The sequence below is a fragment of the Roseateles sp. genome (assembly GCF_044373315.1).
Classification (GTDB): domain Bacteria; phylum Pseudomonadota; class Gammaproteobacteria; order Burkholderiales; family Burkholderiaceae_C; genus JACDQM01.
The window spans coordinates 13,748-29,732 of sequence record NZ_JBILQK010000048.1 but is presented as its reverse complement, the minus strand read 5'-3'; the positions used below and the strand labels follow the sequence as shown (position 1 = coordinate 29,732).

Below are 15,985 nucleotides of genomic sequence, written 5' to 3'. Positions count from 1 at the left end.
TCGCCTCTCCCAGGTGTCCCCGTCCTCGTTGCTGTTCCACTTCATCCGCCTTGCTGTCGTTGTCGATGCAGGCATTCTGGGAAAAGGACCACCGCGTGGGAACAACGCCTTCGGCTTACCGCTTACATTTGTGCGCAGCATGCCTCTGCGCTCGGCGTGCCGGGTTTCGATCCGACAAGCCTTGAGCCATCTCGTGCGACCGCAACTCTGGGCGGAGCCACCAGCTGTTTCAGCTTTCGATTTCAACCCTATTGCGTCCAAGTCTCTTTGCTCTGTAAAGCGCAGCGTCCGCGCGGGCGATCAGCCCATCGATGTCTAGTGAGCCGTTTAGGGTGGACACGCCAAAACTCGCGGTCATGCGGACAACGACGGGAAATACGAATGCGGCAATTGCGCTGCGGAGCTTCTCCGCGAGCACGTAAGTACCTTCAAGAGTCGTGTCTCGGCAAACAATCAGAAACTCTTCGCCCCCCCATCGGCCGACAACATCTCCTCCGCGAGTTTGTCCTTTCAGCAGACCAGCAAGTGCTACAAGCACTTGGTCGCCAACCTGATGCCCATGTGTATCGTTTACCGCTTTGAAGTGGTCGACATCAAGCAAAATGATCGATGTCGCAGCATGCGTACGCTGGGTGAGGCGAGCCTGCTCTACAAGCGCCTGATCAAGTCGCAAACGGTTGTAAAGGCCGGTGAGCTTGTCCGAAGTGGAAAGTTTGGCGAGCAGATTGTTCTGCTCCATCAACAAACCCTGCGTTTCGGCATTGGCTAAAGCAATTGCGCCGTAGGCGCACAGGGTGCGGAAGATGGCAAGCTCGCGCTCTGCATAGGCCTGTGCTTTGCGGGACTGTATGACCATCAGCCCTAACAAACGCTCACCCACCACCAGGGGCGAAAGCATCACGCTCAGAGGAGCCTGGGTACCAGGCACCAGGATTTCATGTCCAGGCGCGACGTCGACAATGGTGTCATGCCGTTCACGCGCGCTGCGAGCTACTTTGCTGATCGGGTCGTCAAGCCGGGCGATGTGCTGAGGCACGGCTTGGCCGTCCTCGACGCCAAACAACATCTTTAGCGACAGGTCGTCAACTTCAAGTCGGTAGATGATGAACGCCGTGGCGTCCAGCAGCGAACGTAGTTGGGTGTCGAGCGCGCGAAAGATCGCCTCAGCGTTCAAATTGCCCGTGATGTCGCGGCCTACTTTCCCGAGCTTCTCTAGCGTAGCGTTGGCACGCTCCAGCGTGTCGGCGCGCTCTGCCTGGGCGAGAGCGAGTTGGCGTTGGTGTTCGCCCTCGGCCCTAGCCTTATCAATTTCGTGGCTGACCTGCAGCGCGCTGGCGCGATTGCTCGCTTCTTGGGTGTGAATCTTCTTGCGCGCCTGGCTAGCTTGCAGCGCCAGTTCATAGGCATTGACATGGTCGCCGATCCTTGCGTGCTCGCGCGCCGTCGCCTCTAGCAAGTCACCGGGCACTGTGTAGGTCTCGATGTTGGCGGCCGCATCAAGCGCCAGTTGCAGGTAGTGCAGCGCCGCACTTGCCGCGTGCATCCCCGTCGGATTCGGCAAATCATGGCTGGCATGGATTTCGGCCAGCACTTGCAAGGCCTCAATTCTCAAGCTGGGATTTGACTTCGCTGCTGCCAGTGCGGCATGGGCCTGCCCCAATGCACCTTGTGGCTCCTTCAACTGCAGAAAGGCCTGGGCTTGGCCGCGCAGTGAAAAAGATAGCAGCCCCTCAGGTCCTAAGGCCAGTGAGCGCTGCTCCAGCATTTGAAAGGTCGCGAGCGCTTCGGCGTAGTTTTCGAGGCTCAACTCCACCTTGCCCAAATTGCATAGTGCTACCGCGTAGTTATACGAGGCGGGCACTTTCGCCATTAGTTCGAGTGCTTCGCGTAGCAACTCCCTGGCGACGTCATGGCGCCGCAGTAGGCGCAGGGTATCGGCGGTTTGCATCAGCGCCATCCCGATACTGCTAGGCCAAGCGCTGCGCCGCGCCAGTTCGAGTCCGCGCTGCATCCACTCAAGCGCTGCCTGATGGTCATTTAGCGAATTGAATGCATAGCCAATGTTATGGGCGGTGATCAGTGCTGCACGGGTTTGACCCGTTTCAATTGCCAGAGCGTGACAGAAACCGCCGTGCCGGATGGCCTCAACAAATTCGCCGCTTAGCACTGCTGAAGTGGAAAGAAAAAACTCTGCGTGGCAGGCGGCGGCCGGATGCATGGCAAAACGCTCAGCGGCGAAGTGGGCCGCGCACTTTTGCCTGGCGGCGGCAACATCGTGGAATGCACCAAACGCTGCCTTCCGGGCTTGCGCAGAGGTGTGCCGCACCGCATCGTTGCCTTCGGCGCACGAGATCACCGATTCCCATTCGGCTGCCCGGCGGGCAAGGTCACCTTGGCCATGCGCAAGATAGGCTCGCAAGCCATGAGCATCAGCGCAACCGATGTCATCGCCACAGGCAGTGAACTCGCGCAAGGCGCTTTCAGCTAAGACGACACCCGCATCCAACTCATCGAACAGCCACTTCGCCTCGCCGCGGATCAGCATCATCCGGGCCTGTATTGCGCGCCGTATGCCGTCACTCAGAGCGGCGCAGCTGTCCGAAGCCAAACAGACCTCTGCCTCATCGCACAGCTCCAACGCACGCTTGGTGTCACGCTGACGCATCTGCCAAGCTACAGACACCAATGCGTGCAAGCGGGTTGGTCCCGAGGCCGACAACAGCTCTGCTTCCAATTCCGCCACAGCTTCATCGGTCGCAAAAAACTCCAGCGCGGTGCTCAAGCCTTCAACTCTCGAAGCAAAAAACAGTGGATGACTAAGGGTCGACTATTCAAGGCATCACCTCACTTGGAAAGTGAGGTTCAACTAGTTTAGCGGAGGTTGGCCAAGGACCGAGGCATCGAGTCCGGGTCAATTGTGTTGGACCTGCAGATCCGATATGAGTGCCGAACTGCCTCACAGCTCCCTACCGTTACTAGACTGGGATTGTTGTGCTCGGTCAGAGAACGTCGACACGGTACAACGTCGCGACTCGACTGGAGGGCAGTTGCCAGAAGAGGCTGGCTCCTGGCTGGGCTTCGAATTCACAGCGGAGGCCAGAATCCACCAACCGGTGTGGGTTGTGCTGATGCGCCGTGGCGAGGTCTCCCAATTTGTCCATCAACCGCCGATGACGGTTTCACGCAATTTGGTCGCGTGGTACCGATCCATCAGCCAATGCCCCTTCGACTTTACAAAGACGACCGTCAACGAAGTCCAACGCCAGCTTGGTGCCATCTTGTTGCCCGAAACCTTCGAGGTTGGGTGGGTACAGCTTTCGCCGTCACCATACGCCGCGATGTGGTGATCGTTCAGATTTGCTGCGAACGAAAGCCGGGCAAGGGCCGGTGCGAGAGTGCATGGTTCTTTGCGTCAGCCGCTGGGCCTTTGAATGCGCCAGCGTTCGCCGCGCACTTCAGTGCGGGTCATAGGTCACCGCGAGGCTCACCTCAAGCTTCAGGTGTTGTCCCAGACGCAGTTCGACCAGACCTTGCGCAAGCGGGTCCACAGCGAGGTGCGCGCCATTCCGGTGGGTCACGGGTTCCAGGCAGACAAAATCCTTTGCGGCTTGCTGCGGCGGGCTATAGACCGACAAGTGGGTTGAGCTGGTGTTGGCTCGCATTTCGAGTGCGAGGCCTCGGCGCGGCCAACGAATCTCGGCACGTCCATCCCATCCTGCGTAGGCGTGATCGATCAACCCGGACGGCAAGCGCTTTGGCTCGCCGAAGTGGTTGGGGCTGCCGGAGTGCAGTGTCGTCAAGAAGCTGGGCGGCTGCTCGGCCTGAGGCTCCCAACGGGACTTGCTACTGAACTGAATCTGGGTATCAGCTTCCCGCACAAACCAGGGGTGCAGACCGATGCCGTAAGGCATGGGTTCGTCGCCGCAGTGTTCAATGCACAGCGATACCCGTAGCCGACTGGTTTCGAGCCGGTAGTGCACACGACCGGTGTAGGCAAACGGTTGGTGCTGCCGTGCGTCAAGTTCAAGGACTATCTCGTTTGACCCTTGACTTATGACGGACCAAGCTGACACCCAGGCGTCACCGTGCAGGGGCAGCCTGTCTCTCACACGGCTCGGACGGACGTCAAAGACTCGGCCACGCCATTTGAATCTGCCCCCGTAAAGTCGGTTGCTCCACGGCATAAGGAGGCAGCAGGCCAATTGTTCGGGGTCCGAAGCCGGCCCGCTCAAGGGGCGTAGCAAGGGCTCCCAAGCGTCGCGATGCCAGCAGTCGAGTCGGGTGAGGCCAGCGCCCAAGCCGGGCTGCACGCACGCGCGGAGTTGACCGTTTTCGAGCGTGGCGAGGTCGTGCTTTCCCGGCATCAAGGCTTCACTGGCGTGTCGGTCCGCTGTTCCAGGCGCAAGCCGAGGGCCCAGCGGCGCTGGAAGCCTGCCCAATGCGTCATCGGCGCTTGGGGTGCGCCAGCGAAGCGGCCAGAGGCGGGCGTGCCTTGTGGCTCAGGCCAAGCACCATCATTGGAGCGTGAGACCACAGGTTTCAGGTAGACGGCGCGATCGGATTTGCCACGCAGGGTGAGATCCAGAAAAGCAGTGATGAAGTGCCGGTTGATATCCAGGATTCGATCGCGACGCCACACAGGCTCCTCGAAACTCGTCCAGGCCGCAAACGTGCCCTGCAGTGGTGCAGGTGCGCCGTGCTGGGCAATGTTGTGGCGTGCGTTTTCATAGACGAGCAGCCAACGTGGCGTGGCCGGCAGCTGTTCCCAAAGGCTACGGACCCCGTCGGCGTAGCCGCTGATGTCGTCTTGGTCTCCGGCGACGGCTAGCAAGGGCGCCTTGACACTGGCAAGCCCCGGGCGCGTGAACGCTCCAATGAATGACTGCCCACCCCATGGGGCAATCGTCACCACGGCCCCGATACGCGCCCGCACCTGTTCGTCTTCTGCTTGTAGAGGGCCCGCGTGGCGGGCCATGGCACCACCGGGCACGTAGCTGTAAGCCATGCCGTCGGTGGCCACGCGGGCGCCGGCAGTGATCAGCGCGCCGTAGCCGCCCATCGAGTAGCCCACGAGGCCCACGTTGTCGAGCGCAAGCCGCTGATGCAGCACATGGCCTGGCGTGGCGTCCAGGCGCAGCAGCGTGCGCAGTGCGGCACCGCCGTCCAAGGGTCGAAGCAGAAGCGCCGATGCCAACGGATTGGAAGCCGCTTCGTCGTTGTGCTCTATGCCCAGCACGGCGTAGCCACGCGAGGCGAGATGCTCGGCGAGGTAGCTCATGATCGGCGCCCAGTTCAACAGGCCGTGCGAAATCACGACTACCGGCAGGCGCGCGCCTGGCAGCGGTGCCGCGTCGGGCGTGGCAACAGAAGGTACAGACACGCTCAGTGGCGATTTGGGCAGAGGTCGCCAAGCATGGGCCGTGATGTTCCGTGTCAATTCACGTTGCATCCCCGGCGCACCGCTGGTTGGGTACCAGAGCCAAGCGTCAATCTTTCGGTCTTCAGTTGCCTTGCTATCTGAGGCCGGAACACTGCCAACATCGACGCTGAGCTTCATGACGCCGACTGCCAGCCCGCCGGGCGCAGCCAACTCGGGTGCGTCGATAGGTGCAGCGTTGGCGGCGCTAACGACGAGCGCCAACATGGCGACATGCATTCGGCGTGTGTAACGATCGAAAATGGTGGGGTTCATTTGGAGCGGCCTCTCGGTAATGTCGACACGTGCTGGGGTTCAAGGCAGGCCCAGCACATGCTTGGCGATGATGTCGCGCTGGACTTCGTTGGTGCCACCGGCAATGCTGGCTGCACGGCCGATGAGATAGGTGCTCATCTCTTCGCGCAGGCCGTTGTCGTCGAAGCTGTAGGGCAGGGCGTGCAGGCCGGCGCACTCGATGAACAATTCGGTCAATCGCTGCAGCACGAGGGTGCCTTGCAGTTTGAGGATGGACGACTGTGCTCCGGGGGCGTGACCGGCCGCTGTCTCGGCGAGCGTGCGCAACTCGGTGATCTCGAGCGCCATGAGATCGATTTCCACTTCAGCGAGCTTGGCGGCGAAGAGGGGGTCTTCTAGCAGCCGACCAGCCCCGCTGCGCGTGCCTGCCGCTGCAGCACGCAGGCGCTGCAGCCGTCGGGTGGAGTCGGCGACGAATGCAAGGCCCGAGCGCTCGTGCGTCAGCAGACCCTTGGCATAGCGCCAACCCTGGCCTTCTTCGCCAACGCGCTGATCAACCGGTACACGAACGTTGTCGAGGCTGACGGTGTTGAGGGTGGAGTGTCGTCCGTCGAGGGTGATGATGGGCTCGACCCGCACACCGGGTGAGCGCATGTCGATGAGCAAGAAGGTGATGCCATCTTGCCGGCGTGCGCAAACTTCAGTGCGCGCAATGCAAAACATCCAGTCGGCGGTATGCGCGTAGCTGGTCCAGGTCTTGATGCCATTGACCACGTAGTGGTCGCCCACACGTTCTGCACGGGTGCGCAAGGCCGCCAGGTCCGAGCCAGCCTCGGGTTCCGAATAGCCTTGGCACCACTCAACGGAGTTGTCCAAAATGCTTGGCAGAAAGCGTTGGCACTGTTCGACGCTTCCATAGGTGTAGAGCACCGGGGCCAGCATGAACATTCCCGAGCCACCCATTCGGGCTGGCACACCGGCCAGCGCTGTTTCGCGCTCCCAGATGTACTTCTGCGTCACTGTCCATCCTGTGCCACCGTGCTGCACCGGCCACTGATAGGCTGCCCAGCCTTGTTCAAGCAAGGCGCGCGCCCAGCGCTTTTCATCGGCGGTGCCTGCCCGAAAAGGGCGGTCTGGTGAAAAATGCTGAGCAATGAAGCAACGTACCTCATCCTGAAAGGCACGCTCGATGGGGTCAAAGGCGAGCTTCATTGAATGCAATCATTTTTGCCGGCGCGAACGCGCGATGCCGACATAATTGAACGGTACGTCAGTAAAGGAATCGGTCGCCTGCCATGCCCACTTCTACCGCACGAACCAAGACCAGCACCGATGTGGCGCCACGTCGCCGTCAACGTCTGGCGCCCGAGGAGCGCGCCGGTCAGATCCTCGATTTCGCGGCGCGACTGATCATCGAGGAGGGGTTTACCGAGCTCTCCATGGAACGCTTGGCCCGTGAAGCCGGTATCAGCAAGGCACTGATTTACAACTACTTCCCCAATCGCAATGACATGCTGCGCGCCTTGTTGGAGCGGGAGATGCAGGTCTTGCGTGAGCGTCAGTTGCGGGAAATCAATGCGGCGACGGATTTCCGGGACTTGGTCTACCGCACGACGCGAACGTATGTGGCTCAAGTTAAGGAACGGGGTGCCCTGTTGCAGCGACTTTGGGCGGAGTCGGCGGTGGCACGGACTGTGGCAGACCAGCATTTGAGCCAGCGCGATGAAGCGTTGCGCTTTATGTCGCGCCAGGTGGCTAAGGAATATGGCCTGCCCAGGGACGTGGCGACCACAGCCGTCGACATGCAGATGGCGATGACTGAAGCGGCGGCCCAGCATCTGTCCAACTCGCATGACGACGTGGATTTCGCGACCAGTATTTGCGTGACTCTGTTGTTGGGCGGCGGTGAAGCATTGGCCCGAGCCTATGGCAAGACGGCGAGCGCGCCGAAGACCGTAAAGGCAACAACGCAGCCGGCCACCAAGGGGGCAAAGCCGGCAGCACGCAAAGCGCCGGCGCGTCGATCCCGCGGTTGACTTTCTCGGGAGCCGCATCAAGGGACCTTCAGAAATTGACCGTCTTGATGGAGCCGCCGTCCATACGAACGTTGGAGCCAGTGATGTAGGACGCAGCAGGGCTGGACAGGAAGACGACTGCCTTGGCCACCTCTTCTGGCGTGGCCAGTCGGCCGAGTGCCGGGAGCTTGCTGACCGCGGCATAAAGTGCAGGTTTGCTGACGCGCATCCGATCCCACTCGCCGCCTTCGAAGAAGACGGGGCCAGGCGAGACCGTATTTACCCGCAAGCCGACCGGACCGTTGCGCGAGGCAAGCTGGCCGGCATAGTGGATGAGCGCGGCCTTCATCGGACCGTAGGCCGCTTCAACGGGCGGCAATTGGGTCATGACTGATGCAACTGAGGCGATGAAGAGCAGGCTGGGTTTCTGCCCGGTGAGTAGCACCGGCACTGCCAATTCGGCCAAGCGAATGTGCTGTAGAAGGTCGGCCTCCAGTGCCTCACGCCACATTGCATCGCCCCGCTCAGTGGGGCGAGTGGAGACGTTGCTGATGACCATGTCCAGGCCGCCGAGTTGCTGTGTGGCAGCACTGAACCAAGCCTCCATGGCGGCGCTATCGCGCACATCGAGTGCTTGGCCGTAGGCCTGCACGCCATGCGCACGCGCTGCTGCCACCGCCTCGTTGACGCCCGCTTCGCCACGGGCACACAACGCGACATTTACACCCTCTGCAGCCAAGGCTTCGACAATGGCCCGGCCGATGCCGCGGCTGCCGCCAGTGACGAGCGCGCGGCGCCCCTTAAGTTCAAGATCCATGTTTAACGCTCCTGTTCAAGCAGCCTTCAGGCCACCGTCGATGGGAATAGCCGTTCCGGTCATGAACGATGACGCGTCACTGGCTAGAAAGAGGATGAGGTTTGCAATCTCGCTGGCCTCGGCATACCTGCCCAAGGGAATTACGCGAGTCATAGCCCGGCGAACGGCGTCCGGGTCATGGGATTCGCGCTCCATCGCCAAGGTCATCTCGGTGGATGTTGGCGAGGGGCAGATGGCGTTGACGCGGATTCCGTCTGCGGCGAGTTCTGTCGCGGCCAGCTTGGTCATCCCCACCACGGCGTGCTTGCTGGCCGTGTAGCCGGCGACAAAGCGTCCGCCGCCAATGCCGGATACCGAGGACACGTTGACGATGGATCCACCACGTCCCTTCATGGCCCTGGCGCCGTGCTTCATGCCGAGAAAAACGCCGCGCGCATTGACGCGCATGACTTCGTCGAAGATCTCATCCGGGTAGTCAATCAGGGGGCAAATGGCCCCTGAGATTCCGGCGTTGTTCACCAGCACGTCAAGCTGTCCAAACCTCTCCAGCGTTCTTCGAAGCAGACGTTCCCAGTCAGCGCTGCTGCCCGCGTCGCCTTCGACTTCAAGTAGCTCGCTGGCGCCGGCTAGGCGCACTTCGGCCCAGTCAGCCCCGGGGCGGTCAAAGGCCACTATGCGCATGCCGGACTGGGCCATCTGCGACACAGTGGCAAGCCCGATGCCGCGTGCTGCACCGGTGACCAAGGCCACCCGGCCCAAGAGCTGGTTGGCTGAGGCAGGCGAAGGAGAAGATGTGGTCATGTAGCGTGAGGACATTAGGGTGAGAGAGACACTCGCCTCAAGAGGCAGGAGCCAAGGCAGCACGTGCGGCAGAGAAGCGCTGAGTGATTTGAGGATCGGCGAGGGTACTGATGCGCAGGCCTGCATCTGAGAAGGCGCCTAGGTCGAGCAACAGCACGCGGTTGCCGTCGGGGTCCATGCCCCAGGCTTGTGTTGCGCCCGGCGTTGGTGCGTCGACGAAATCGCCGCCGCTTTCCTTGAGGTGTTCGCAGGCCTCGGCCAGGCCGGTGACTTCGAATGCGACGTAGGCGAAGCCTGGTGCGCCAGACTCGCGCCGGCCTGTTTTGGCGCCTGTCGCCGGTTGGAGGTACTGCATCAACTCAAGCTGCGCGTTACCTGGGTTGAGCCAGGCTGCGCGTAGCTGGACGTCGGTCAGGTCGGCAATGGTGTCCAAGCGCTTGTCGTCACGCAGCAGGGGGCTGCGGATAGCCTCCACGCCAAGAAGCCGGCTGTAGAAGCCGACCAAGCGACGCAGATCATGGGTGACGATATTGGCGTGTGCCAACCATGGTTGCTCATCCGGCCAGACGGGAGCCACGCACTCGACTTCGATGACGTTTCTCTCGGGGTCTCGTGCGTAGCAGTACAAAAAGCCCGTCCCGAGATCGATGGGCTCGCTATGCAACTCGGCGCCTCGCGCCTTGGCGCGATTTACTACCGGAACGATGGCGGGGGTTTGAATGCAAACGTGGGCAATGCCTGCCTCACAGACAGGCCGGTCCACCAGTGGCAGGGCAGTCTCTGCGGGCAGCAGCAGCAGTCCCGCGTTTGGCCAGCGCAGGGCGACGGCCTGTTCGGCCAGCGATAGCCGCTCCGCTTCTTTCCACGGCGTGCAGCCGAGCGCCTCGGTGTAGAAGCGCGTGGCAGACTCGATGTCACGGACGGCGAGCGCCACGTGGTGTAGCCCGACGATGGGCGATGCTGGTTTCGTGCGGCAATTCATAGGGCTGTGGCGCAGACCTCAGATGGCTTTGTCTCGGCCTTGCCAGAAGCGCTGGCGGACCTGATTGCGCAACAGCTTGCCGGTTGCCGTCTGTGGCAGCGCGGTGTCAAAAACAATCTGTCGTGGGCACTTGAAGCGCGCCAAGTGCTGTGCGGCGAAAGCCGTCAATTCGGCGGCAAGCTTGTGATTCGGCGTATACCCCGGGGCGACGACGACCACCGCGACGACGCGCTCGCCCCACTCGTCATCGGGCGCCCCAACCGTGCATATCTCGCGCACAGCTGGGTGGCGCAGAAGGGTCTGGTCTACTTCGACTGGATAGATGTTGACGCCTCCCGAGATGATGCATTCAGCGGCCCGCCCCGTCAGGAAGAGAAAGCCGTCGGCATCCACGTATCCCATGTCGCCCAGCGTGAAGCGATTGCCCTCGTATGTCGCTGCAGTCTTCTCAGGATCGCGGTAATACTCGAAGCGGCCCACTGCCGGTGCCGCAAAGTAGACGCGCCCGATCACGCCAGGGCCGACTTCCTGGCCCGAGTCGTCGAGGATGCAAGTGCCCAGCGCGGGATTCACTTGGCCGACGGTGCCGGGCTTGAGTAGCCACTGATGGGAGTCGACGAGGAGGTCGTTGCCACCCTCGGTGGCCGCGTAGTACTCATACAGGACGGGGCCGACCCAGTCGATCATCGCGCGCTTCAACTCGACAGGGCAGGGGGCCGCGCCATGCACCAGAAAGCGCAAGGCACTCAGGTCAAAGCTGGTGCGTATGGTTGGTTCCAGCGCGAGCAGCCGCTGGAACATGGTGGGTACCATGTGCGCGTGGCTGACCCTGTGCTGCGCCATGAGCTTTAACACCTGCTGGGAATCCCACTTCTCGATCATCAAGATCGGCACGCCGGATGCGAGCGGCCAACGAATGTCAGACAGGAGCGGTGCCGCGTGGTAGGCCGGACCGCAGCACATCGCCATGTCGCCAGGGCGGTAGTTCACCAGCGTACCGGCGAACTGCGGCTCGACCACATCGGGGCGACCACTGAAGACGCCTTTGGGGCGACCAGTGGTGCCTGAGGTGTAAAGCATCAACGTGCCCGCTTGGGGGGGCTGCAGTACGCGCACATCGCTCCCGGCAAGGCCCTCGGCGTAGTTCTCCGGGCCTACCCCATCAATCACCAAGCGGCATAGGCCGTCGAACGCCAGACAAGGCGCGTCAAGAGAATCTTCCACCACAAGAGCGCGGGCACCGCAGTCCTGCACGATGTACCGAGCCTCTTCGTGAGTGATGTGCGAATTGATGGGAGTCAGACGCAAGCCGCTGCGCAGCGTGGCGAGCAGTACTTCGATGAACTCGGCGCGATTGCGACAGAGCAGCGCGACAGCATCTCCGGGAACCAGCCCGTGGGCGCGGAACCAATTCGACAGACGATTGGCGTGCGCGTGCAACTGCGCAAACGTGCGTTGCCCATGTGGGGCAATCACTGCGATTCCATCAGGGTCGAGACGGGCGAATAGGGAGGACTGCGTCCACGTCTGCGCCAGCGTACGCAGTTCCTCTGCATGTGGCCGAAAGTCGATGGTTCGCGGCGGCAAGGGCTGTTCGTTCTGTTCAGTCATTCAGGCGGCAAGCGTTGGATCCAATTGACGGCGTTCGATGTGTTGCCGTACTCTTATTGACGATTTGTACAGTAACAAAATCATCCTGTCCATAGGGCTTGTCCTGGCGGAAGCCGCATCAGCCCGCGCCCAGCACCAGACGTGAACGCTCCTATGCCGATTCTGAGAACAGCTCGTTTGTTCGCGATCATGCTGGCCCTGGCCAGCATGACGGTCCATGCGGCCGACCGCGAGTGTGGACTTCGGCCTGCCGATGGTGAACGCTTGCGCAATCTCGTGCAAAACCTGGTCGAACGGGGTCACGCGCCTGGCGTAGTGATTGACGTGCGTTGTGATGGAAGGCCCTGGCTGCAGGCTGCCGTTGGGCTCTCAGATGTTGCTCGGAGCCGGCCCATGCAGCTCGACAGTCTGTTTCGCATTTACTCAATGACCAAGCCGCTGACCAGCCTGCTGGTAATGATGCTCGCTGAGGAGGGGCGCTTGTCGATCGACGACCCGGTAGCGCGCTATTTGCCTGAGTTTTCCATGGCGACGGTGCACAACGGCAGCGCGATGTTCCCTCCCGAGACAGTGCCACCGCAGCGGCCGGTTACCGTTAGAGATCTGCTCAGACACACGGCGGGTTTGACCTACATCTCAGCGCAGCCTGACCCAGTAAGCCGCATGTATGTGCAGCGCGGCATCGACCATGGCGGGGGCAATCAAATTGTCCCTGCGGATGGCGGCCCGGCGATCGAGTCGCTGGCCGACTTGTCGCAGCGCATTGCAGCAATTCCAATGCTGGCCCAGCCCGGCTCGCGCTACAGCTATGGCAGTGCAACTGATGTGCTGGGTCGTATGGTTGAGGTCGTCATGGGCAGGAGACTGCGTGATGCGATGGCAGAGAAACTGCTCAAGCCCCTGGCGATGCAAGACACGAGTTTCCAACCCGCGCCCGAGCAACTGAACCGTTTGACCGCTTCCTATCTGGCACCGGCCTTGGCGCCACGGGGCACTGGCCTCTTTTTTCGAGTGGACATGAAGACGGTTGCGCCGTCGAGCTTCAGCCTTGCTGATGATCCTGCGCACAGCGTGTTCGCGGCCCGCCGGGTGGCCGACTTTGGCGGCGCGGGCTTGGTGTCAACGGCCGCAGACTACCAACGCTTCCTGTGGATGATGCTGCGACGCGGAGAAGTGGACGGCGTGCGACTGGTGCGCCGAGACACTGTGGCCGCGATGACACACAACCAGATCGATGCACCTGCATTGCGAGACACCATCCTTGAGCAAAGCGGCATGGGTTTCGGCCTTGGCTTTGCTACGTTTGAATCGCCTGAAGGAGCGCCGGCGGCACTGCCGCTCGATGGCTATTTTTGGGGAGGCGCAGCGTCTACCTACTTCTGGGTGGATCCTGGCCGTGGCATCACGGGAGTGCTGATGACGCAGGTGTTCGGGGGTGATGTCGGCCCCTACTTTGCTGAGTTGCTGGACACGCTGTATAGGCCTCCCCCGAAGTTCAAGACGCAGCCCTTACCGACGTCTTATTGACGATCTGGCAAACAACTATTGACAGACGGAGACTGCCCAAATAGTCTAATTGACGGTTAGTACAACAAGAGGCCGGGCCACCTGAGCAACAAGGCGAGCACCGGCCGCCACCCACAAGCGCAAGCAGCGCACATCGTCGCAAGGAGACATTGATGCTGAGTACCAGTTCGGGTTCGCCCCGCTTTCCCCGCCCCACTCTTTTGGCACTGGCAGTTGCCGCCTTGGTGGCGCCATGTGCCGGCCGCGCGCAGTCGGAGGTCAGCACGCCAGCGGCACAGGAGCAGCCCGCCGCGCTGGACACTGTCATCGTGACAGTGCGCAAGCGCGCAGAGGCGGCTCAGTCGGTTCCTGTGGCGGTGAGCGCCTTCTCCGCCGATTCGATCGAGCGAGCGAAGATCAGCGGCGCGGCCGACCTGCAATTCTCAATCCCCAATGCTGTGCTTACGGGCAACGACCGCTTCACCATTCGCGGGATTGGCAACGCCTCGCTTGGAGGTGACAACGGCGTAGGTCTTGCTGTCAACGGGGCCACGATCGGCTTCGTTCCGTACGACGAACTGTTCGACATGGACCGCGTCGAAGTGCTTCGCGGCCCTCAGGGCACACTCTTTGGGCGCAACACCACGGGCGGCGCGCTGTCCGTGTTTACCAAGCGCCCGACGAATGAGTTCGGCGGCAACATGTCTGTGGAACTGGGCAACTTCAATGGGCGCCGTGTTGCCGGCATGTTGAACATCCCTGTTACAAGTGATCTGAGCCAGCGCTTCGCCGGCTACGTGCTCAAGCGAGATGGCTTTACCCACAACGAGGCAACGGGCAATCGCGTGGACGGGCGCGATCAGTACAGCGTGCGCAGTTCGACGCGTCTGTTCTTGGGAGAGAACACCGAAGCCAACTTGATGCTGGCGATGTACGACGAGAACAGCTCGCGAACCCGTGAAGCTAAGCGGCAGTGCAAAGCTGATGCGGTGCTGGGTTGCAGCCCGAACCAATTGGGCTTTGATTCACCAGACTACAACGCGACAGTCTTCAAGACCCTGGCCAACGCCGTGCTCACCCCCGCAGGGCTGGTCAAAGCAGGCAGCAATATCTACGCCGGTGCACCTAACCCGGCAGACCTGCGCGCAGTGGCGGCTGACTTTGACGCGACGTTTCGTATGAAACAGACGTCTGCGACCCTCGAGCTCAGTCACGAGTTTGAGCCGATCACGTTGACCTACATTGGTGGCTATTCCAAATCCAGTACCGAGCAAAACACGGATTGGGATAACGCTGCATTGCCCTTCAGGTTTGCGAAACCGGTCACCTACAACATGTCGCGCAATGTGACTGTGACGACAGACCAGCTGTTGACGACCGATAGTTCGACCGGTGAAAACAAGACGACGTCCCATGAACTTCGCGTGGCATCCAAGGGGAAGGGGCTCTTTACATACTCCACGGGCCTGTTCCACTACGAAAGCGAGGGCAGTGGTGGCTTCTTCATTTGGCATCCGTTCTTCGAACTGTTCCAGAAGGCACTGGGGCGCCCAGCGGAAACCTGGTTCATCAACGGCGAGACCGTCAAAGCGACGACCAAGGCCTCGGCTTGGTTTGGGGAAGGCCAACTCAAATTCAGCGAAGATTTGCGCGCTACTGTGGGCGCACGCTACAGCACCGAAAAGCGTGACACCTTGTCTCGCAATATCGTGCTGACTGGCTCGCAACCCTTTACTCAGAAACCGACGATTGATGCGTCCTGGTGGACAGGTCGTGGTTCGCTCGATTACCGCTTGTCCAAGGACGTCATGCTGTTCGGAACGGTAGCCTCTGGCTACAAGGGCGGTGGATTCAATGCCGGCAATGCCAAGAATCCGACGTTCGACCCCGAGAAGGTCACTGCCTACGAAATGGGGCTCAAGAGCGAATGGATGAACGGCACACTGCGGGTGAACGCTTCTCTCTTCTACAACGACTACAAAGACATGCAACTGGGTCAGCGCATCGCAGGCTCAGCCATAACGGCCAACGCGGACGCCAAGACTTCCGGCGCAGAAGTGGAACTGCTGTTCGCTCCATCGCGCTCCTGGCTGCTGGACGCCAACCTGTCATTGCTCAACACCAAGATTGGTGACTTTCTCACCGTGGATGCTTCTAACCCCGGCCAGAGACTGACCAGCAAGACTCCGGAAGTGGCCGTCAACCTGGCAGGAAACAAGCTGCCAAGTGCACCAGAGACCAAGATCAAGCTTGGCGCTCAGTACACCGCCGGTCTGCTTGACACTGGCTGGACGATGACCTCGCGTCTGGACTATGTGTGGCAAGACAAGTACTTCGCGCGCGAGTTCAACACCCCTACTGACTTGATCCGTGCTTGGGGCGTGACCAATCTGCAACTGCGTTTTGCCAACCCGAAGGGCACTGTGCAGGTGAAGGCCTACGTCAAGAACCTGAGTGATGCGAACAACATCACCAGCATCGTTATCGAGGACGCGCTCATCGGGAGCTACCGCAACGTACGACTGCTGGATCCGCGAACCTTCGGCGTTCAGGTCGAGTACAAGTTCTGATCGGCTAGGCAG

Annotated in this window: 12 protein-coding genes; 4 read left to right on the top strand and 8 right to left on the bottom strand. The window is 61.1% G+C overall.

Going from position 1 to position 15,985, the window contains the following annotated elements; all coding sequences use genetic code 11:
• Nucleotides 1-229 precede the first annotated feature (229 nt).
• On the bottom strand, nucleotides 230-2,782 hold the full coding sequence (locus ACIQ67_RS12335; RefSeq protein WP_397534666.1) for a diguanylate cyclase: 2,553 nt from the start codon (nucleotides 2,780-2,782) through the stop codon (nucleotides 230-232).
• Between the two features lie 157 nt (nucleotides 2,783-2,939).
• Here ACIQ67_RS12335 and ACIQ67_RS12330 point away from each other — a divergent pair, with 157 nt between their 5' ends.
• Nucleotides 2,940-3,347 carry a hypothetical protein gene (locus tag ACIQ67_RS12330; RefSeq protein ID WP_397534665.1) on the top strand — a complete coding sequence of 136 codons (408 nt, stop codon included), beginning with the start codon at nucleotides 2,940-2,942 and terminating at the stop codon, nucleotides 3,345-3,347.
• Nucleotides 3,348-3,455: 108 nt separating this feature from the next.
• On the opposite strand, the gene ACIQ67_RS12325 is transcribed toward ACIQ67_RS12330, so the two are convergent.
• Genes ACIQ67_RS12325 through ACIQ67_RS12315 form a run of 3 tightly spaced genes read right to left on the bottom strand, consistent with a single transcriptional unit; the run spans nucleotide 3,456 to nucleotide 6,883 of the window.
• The gene (locus ACIQ67_RS12325) at nucleotides 3,456-4,364 is read right to left on the bottom strand and encodes an aldose 1-epimerase (RefSeq protein ID WP_397534664.1); all 909 of its coding nucleotides are present in this window, start codon (nucleotides 4,362-4,364) and stop codon (nucleotides 3,456-3,458) included.
• Entirely contained in the window at nucleotides 4,364-5,692 is a 1,329-nt protein-coding gene (locus ACIQ67_RS12320) for an alpha/beta hydrolase family protein (RefSeq protein ID WP_397534663.1), read from the bottom strand. The genes ACIQ67_RS12325 and ACIQ67_RS12320 overlap by 1 nt, the downstream gene beginning before the upstream one ends.
• A gap of 39 nt (nucleotides 5,693-5,731) precedes the next feature.
• Nucleotides 5,732-6,883 (bottom strand): acyl-CoA dehydrogenase family protein, encoded by a 1,152-nt coding sequence (locus tag ACIQ67_RS12315; protein ID WP_397534662.1) that lies wholly within the window; start codon nucleotides 6,881-6,883, stop codon nucleotides 5,732-5,734.
• 83 nt (nucleotides 6,884-6,966) lie between these two features.
• On the opposite strand from ACIQ67_RS12315, the gene ACIQ67_RS12310 reads away from it, so the two are divergent.
• On the top strand, nucleotides 6,967-7,707 hold the full coding sequence (locus tag ACIQ67_RS12310) for a TetR/AcrR family transcriptional regulator (RefSeq protein ID WP_397534661.1): 741 nt from the start codon (nucleotides 6,967-6,969) through the stop codon (nucleotides 7,705-7,707).
• Between the two features lie 28 nt (nucleotides 7,708-7,735).
• Here the strand turns inward: ACIQ67_RS12310 and ACIQ67_RS12305 are convergent, their stop codons facing one another.
• The 4 genes from ACIQ67_RS12305 to ACIQ67_RS12290 form a co-directional block, all read right to left on the bottom strand.
• Complete coding sequence (locus tag ACIQ67_RS12305; protein ID WP_397534660.1) at nucleotides 7,736-8,503, bottom strand: SDR family NAD(P)-dependent oxidoreductase; 768 nt, start codon at nucleotides 8,501-8,503, stop codon at nucleotides 7,736-7,738.
• A gap of 15 nt (nucleotides 8,504-8,518) precedes the next feature.
• A complete protein-coding gene (locus ACIQ67_RS12300) occupies nucleotides 8,519-9,319 on the bottom strand; it encodes an SDR family NAD(P)-dependent oxidoreductase (protein ID WP_397534659.1) in 801 nt (266 codons plus the stop codon).
• A 22-nt stretch (nucleotides 9,320-9,341) separates the two neighbouring features.
• Nucleotides 9,342-10,238, bottom strand: a complete 897-nt coding sequence (locus ACIQ67_RS12295) for a VOC family protein (protein WP_397534658.1) — start codon at nucleotides 10,236-10,238, stop codon at nucleotides 9,342-9,344.
• Nucleotides 10,239-10,304: 66 nt separating this feature from the next.
• A complete protein-coding gene (locus ACIQ67_RS12290; protein ID WP_397534657.1) occupies nucleotides 10,305-11,897 on the bottom strand; it encodes an AMP-binding protein in 1,593 nt (530 codons plus the stop codon).
• Nucleotides 11,898-12,074: 177 nt separating this feature from the next.
• Between ACIQ67_RS12290 and ACIQ67_RS12285 the strand changes: the two genes are divergently transcribed.
• Together ACIQ67_RS12285 and ACIQ67_RS12280 are read left to right on the top strand one after the other, a co-directional pair.
• The gene (locus tag ACIQ67_RS12285) at nucleotides 12,075-13,424 is read left to right on the top strand and encodes a serine hydrolase domain-containing protein (RefSeq protein WP_397534656.1); all 1,350 of its coding nucleotides are present in this window, start codon (nucleotides 12,075-12,077) and stop codon (nucleotides 13,422-13,424) included.
• 152 nt (nucleotides 13,425-13,576) lie between these two features.
• The gene (locus ACIQ67_RS12280) at nucleotides 13,577-15,973 is read left to right on the top strand and encodes a TonB-dependent receptor (protein WP_397534655.1); all 2,397 of its coding nucleotides are present in this window, start codon (nucleotides 13,577-13,579) and stop codon (nucleotides 15,971-15,973) included.
• Nucleotides 15,974-15,985 lie beyond the last annotated feature (12 nt).

What these genes read in the sequence shown, in the direction of transcription:
- ACIQ67_RS12330 (WP_397534665.1), top strand. Translation starts at nt 2,940, where the DNA reads ATGAGTGCCGAACTGCCTCACAGCTCCCTACCGTTACTAGACTGGGAT.
- ACIQ67_RS12325 (WP_397534664.1), bottom strand. Translation starts at nt 4,364, where the DNA reads ATGCCGGGAAAGCACGACCTCGCCACGCTCGAAAACGGTCAACTCCGC.
- ACIQ67_RS12320 (WP_397534663.1), bottom strand. Translation starts at nt 5,692, where the DNA reads ATGAACCCCACCATTTTCGATCGTTACACACGCCGAATGCATGTCGCC.
- ACIQ67_RS12315 (WP_397534662.1), bottom strand. Translation starts at nt 6,883, where the DNA reads ATGAAGCTCGCCTTTGACCCCATCGAGCGTGCCTTTCAGGATGAGGTA.
- ACIQ67_RS12310 (WP_397534661.1), top strand. Translation starts at nt 6,967, where the DNA reads ATGCCCACTTCTACCGCACGAACCAAGACCAGCACCGATGTGGCGCCA.
- ACIQ67_RS12305 (WP_397534660.1), bottom strand. Translation starts at nt 8,503, where the DNA reads ATGGATCTTGAACTTAAGGGGCGCCGCGCGCTCGTCACTGGCGGCAGC.
- ACIQ67_RS12300 (WP_397534659.1), bottom strand. Translation starts at nt 9,319, where the DNA reads ATGTCCTCACGCTACATGACCACATCTTCTCCTTCGCCTGCCTCAGCC.
- ACIQ67_RS12290 (WP_397534657.1), bottom strand. Translation starts at nt 11,897, where the DNA reads ATGACTGAACAGAACGAACAGCCCTTGCCGCCGCGAACCATCGACTTT.
- ACIQ67_RS12280 (WP_397534655.1), top strand. Translation starts at nt 13,577, where the DNA reads ATGCTGAGTACCAGTTCGGGTTCGCCCCGCTTTCCCCGCCCCACTCTT.